The following is a 4,481-nucleotide window of genomic DNA, read 5'->3' as shown; positions in this document are numbered from 1 at the left end:
CAAATTGCTTGGGTGTTATATGGTCAAGCCTCACGGGCAATTAGTATTGGTTAGCTCAACGCCTCACAGCGCTTACACACCCAACCTATCAACGTCGTAGTCTTCGACGGCCCTTCAGGGGACTCAAGGTCCCAGTGAGATCTCATCTTGAGGCTAGTTTCCCGCTTAGATGCTTTCAGCGGTTATCTATTCCGAACATAGCTACCCGGCAATGCCACTGGCGTGACAACCGGAACACCAGAGGTTCGTCCACTCCGGTCCTCTCGTACTAGGAGCAGCCCCTCTCAAATCTCAAACGTCCACGGCAGATAGGGACCGAACTGTCTCACGACGTTCTAAACCCAGCTCGCGTACCACTTTAAATGGCGAACAGCCATACCCTTGGGACCGGCTTCAGCCCCAGGATGTGATGAGCCGACATCGAGGTGCCAAACACCGCCGTCGATATGAACTCTTGGGCGGTATCAGCCTGTTATCCCCGGAGTACCTTTTATCCGTTGAGCGATGGCCCTTCCATACAGAACCACCGGATCACTAAGACCTACTTTCGTACCTGCTCGACGTGTCTGTCTCGCAGTCAAGCGCGCTTTTGCCTTTATACTCTACGACCGATTTCCGACCGGTCTGAGCGCACCTTCGTACTCCTCCGTTACTCTTTAGGAGGAGACCGCCCCAGTCAAACTACCCACCATACACTGTCCTCGATCCGGATAACGGACCTGAGTTAGAACCTCAAAGTTGCCAGGGTGGTATTTCAAGGTTGGCTCCACGCGAACTGGCGTCCACGCTTCAAAGCCTCCCACCTATCCTACACAAGCAAATTCAAAGTCCAGTGCAAAGCTATAGTAAAGGTTCACGGGGTCTTTCCGTCTAGCCGCGGATACACTGCATCTTCACAGCGATTTCAATTTCACTGAGTCTCGGGTGGAGACAGCGCCGCCATCGTTACGCCATTCGTGCAGGTCGGAACTTACCCGACAAGGAATTTCGCTACCTTAGGACCGTTATAGTTACGGCCGCCGTTTACCGGGGCTTCGATCAAGAGCTTCGCGTTAGCTAACCCCATCAATTAACCTTCCGGCACCGGGCAGGCGTCACACCCTATACGTCCACTTTCGTGTTTGCAGAGTGCTGTGTTTTTAATAAACAGTCGCAGCGGCCTGGTATCTTCGACCGGCGTGGGCTTACGCAGTAAATGCTTCACCCTCACCGGCGCACCTTCTCCCGAAGTTACGGTGCCATTTTGCCTAGTTCCTTCACCCGAGTTCTCTCAAGCGCCTTGGTATTCTCTACCCAACCACCTGTGTCGGTTTGGGGTACGGTTCCTGGTTACCTGAAGCTTAGAAGCTTTTCTTGGAAGCATGGCATCAACCACTTCGTCACCCAAAGGGTAACTCGTCATCAGCTCTCGGCCTTAGAATCCCGGATTTACCTAAGATTCCAGCCTACCACCTTAAACTTGGACAACCAACGCCAAGCTGGCCTAGCCTTCTCCGTCCCTCCATCGCAATAACCAGAAGTACAGGAATATTAACCTGTTTTCCATCGACTACGCTTTTCAGCCTCGCCTTAGGGACCGACTAACCCTGCGTCGATTAACGTTGCGCAGGAAACCTTGGTCTTTCGGCGTGGGTGTTTTTCACACCCATTGTCGTTACTCATGTCAGCATTCGCACTTCTGATACCTCCAGCAAGCTTCTCAACTCACCTTCACAGGCTTACAGAACGCTCCTCTACCGCATCACCTAAGTGATACCCGTAGCTTCGGTGTATGGTTTGAGCCCCGTTACATCTTCCGCGCAGGCCGACTCGACTAGTGAGCTATTACGCTTTCTTTAAAGGGTGGCTGCTTCTAAGCCAACCTCCTAGCTGTCTAAGCCTTCCCACATCGTTTCCCACTTAACCATAACTTTGGGACCTTAGCTGACGGTCTGGGTTGTTTCCCTTTTCACGACGGACGTTAGCACCCGCCGTGTGTCTCCCATGCTCGGCACTTGTAGGTATTCGGAGTTTGCATCGGTTTGGTAAGTCGGGATGACCCCCTAGCCGAAACAGTGCTCTACCCCCTACAGTGATACATGAGGCGCTACCTAAATAGCTTTCGAGGAGAACCAGCTATCTCCGAGCTTGATTAGCCTTTCACTCCGATCCACAGGTCATCCGCTAACTTTTCAACGGTAGTCGGTTCGGTCCTCCAGTTAGTGTTACCCAACCTTCAACCTGCCCATGGATAGATCGCCCGGTTTCGGGTCTATTCCCAGCGACTAGACGCCCTATTAAGACTCGCTTTCGCTACGCCTCCCCTATTCGGTTAAGCTCGCCACTGAAAATAAGTCGCTGACCCATTATACAAAAGGTACGCAGTCACCCAACAAAGTGGGCTCCCACTGCTTGTACGCATACGGTTTCAGGATCTATTTCACTCCCCTCTCCGGGGTTCTTTTCGCCTTTCCCTCACGGTACTAGTTCACTATCGGTCAGTCAGTAGTATTTAGCCTTGGAGGATGGTCCCCCCATATTCAGACAAAGTTTCTCGTGCTCCGTCCTACTCGATTTCATGACTAAGAGATTTTCGCGTACAGGGCTATCACCCACTATGGCCGCACTTTCCAGAGCGTTCCGCTAATCTCAAAGCCACTTAAGGGCTAGTCCCCGTTCGCTCGCCACTACTAAGGGAATCTCGGTTGATTTCTTTTCCTCAGGGTACTTAGATGTTTCAGTTCCCCTGGTTCGCTTCTTAAGCCTATGTATTCAGCTTAAGATACCTAACTTATGTTAGGTGGGTTCCCCCATTCAGACATCTCCGGATCAAAGTCTGTTTGCCGACTCCCCGAAGCTTTTCGCAGGCTACCACGTCTTTCATCGCCTCTGACTGCCAAGGCATCCACCGTATGCGCTTCTTCACTTGACCATATAACCCCAAGCAATCTGGTTATACTGTGAAGACGACATTCGCCGAAAATTCGCGATTAAACTCACAAATTTTACCTTAGCCTGATCCGTTACCAGTGAAAGTAACGTTCAGTCTATCTTTCTATCACATACCCAAATTTTTAAAGAACGATCTAATCAAAGACTAGAAATCAACATTCATCACCGGCTTGGTGGAATGCTCATTTCTAAGCTTTCAACAAACAGAAGCAGTAGTGGTGGAGCCAAACGGGATCGAACCGTTGACCTCCTGCGTGCAAGGCAGGCGCTCTCCCAGCTGAGCTATGGCCCCGTATTTCTACAGGCGTTTCCCACACAAAATTGGTGGGTCTGGGCAGATTCGAACTGCCGACCTCACCCTTATCAGGGGTGCGCTCTAACCAACTGAGCTACAGACCCAATTTCGGGCTGCTTCTTATCGTCTTCTTCAATGAATCAAGCAATTCGTGTGGGAACTTATGGAGCAGCTGATGTCGTCGATTAAGGAGGTGATCCAGCCGCAGGTTCCCCTACGGCTACCTTGTTACGACTTCACCCCAGTCATGAATCACACCGTGGTAACCGTCCTCCCGAAGGTTAGACTAGCTACTTCTGGTGCAACCCACTCCCATGGTGTGACGGGCGGTGTGTACAAGGCCCGGGAACGTATTCACCGCGACATTCTGATTCGCGATTACTAGCGATTCCGACTTCACGCAGTCGAGTTGCAGACTGCGATCCGGACTACGATCGGTTTTCTGGGATTAGCTCCACCTCGCGGCTTGGCAACCCTCTGTACCGACCATTGTAGCACGTGTGTAGCCCAGGCCGTAAGGGCCATGATGACTTGACGTCATCCCCACCTTCCTCCGGTTTGTCACCGGCAGTCTCCTTAGAGTGCCCACCATGACGTGCTGGTAACTAAGGACAAGGGTTGCGCTCGTTACGGGACTTAACCCAACATCTCACGACACGAGCTGACGACAGCCATGCAGCACCTGTCTCAATGTTCCCGAAGGCACCAATCCATCTCTGGAAAGTTCATTGGATGTCAAGGCCTGGTAAGGTTCTTCGCGTTGCTTCGAATTAAACCACATGCTCCACCGCTTGTGCGGGCCCCCGTCAATTCATTTGAGTTTTAACCTTGCGGCCGTACTCCCCAGGCGGTCAACTTAATGCGTTAGCTGCGCCACTAAGAGCTCAAGGCTCCCAACGGCTAGTTGACATCGTTTACGGCGTGGACTACCAGGGTATCTAATCCTGTTTGCTCCCCACGCTTTCGCACCTCAGTGTCAGTATCAGTCCAGGTGGTCGCCTTCGCCACTGGTGTTCCTTCCTATATCTACGCATTTCACCGCTACACAGGAAATTCCACCACCCTCTACCATACTCTAGCTCGTCAGTTTTGAATGCAGTTCCCAGGTTGAGCCCGGGGATTTCACATCCAACTTAACGAACCACCTACGCGCGCTTTACGCCCAGTAATTCCGATTAACGCTTGCACCCTCTGTATTACCGCGGCTGCTGGCACAGAGTTAGCCGGTGCTTATTCTGTCGGTAACGTCAAAACA

2 tRNA genes and 2 rRNA genes are annotated in these 4,481 nt (G+C 51.8%); all 4 read right to left on the bottom strand.

The annotated features are described in order from the left end of the window. Positions 1-19: 19 nt before the first annotated feature. Positions 20-2,911, bottom strand: a 23S ribosomal RNA gene (locus ACZ3HH_RS29290). 236 nt (positions 2,912-3,147) lie between these two features. Further along, positions 3,148-3,223 (bottom strand) — tRNA-Ala (locus tag ACZ3HH_RS29285). Between the two features lie 30 nt (positions 3,224-3,253). Further along, positions 3,254-3,330, bottom strand: a tRNA-Ile gene (locus ACZ3HH_RS29280). An 82-nt stretch (positions 3,331-3,412) separates the two neighbouring features. After that, positions 3,413-4,481: ribosomal RNA gene (locus tag ACZ3HH_RS29275) — 16S ribosomal RNA — on the bottom strand; the annotation flags it as partial.

It is taken from the genome of Pseudomonas sp. PME37.24/025 (genome assembly GCF_055556615.1).
Note: the sequence above shows the minus strand (reverse complement) of the source record. Positions and strands in the feature narration are given on the sequence as shown.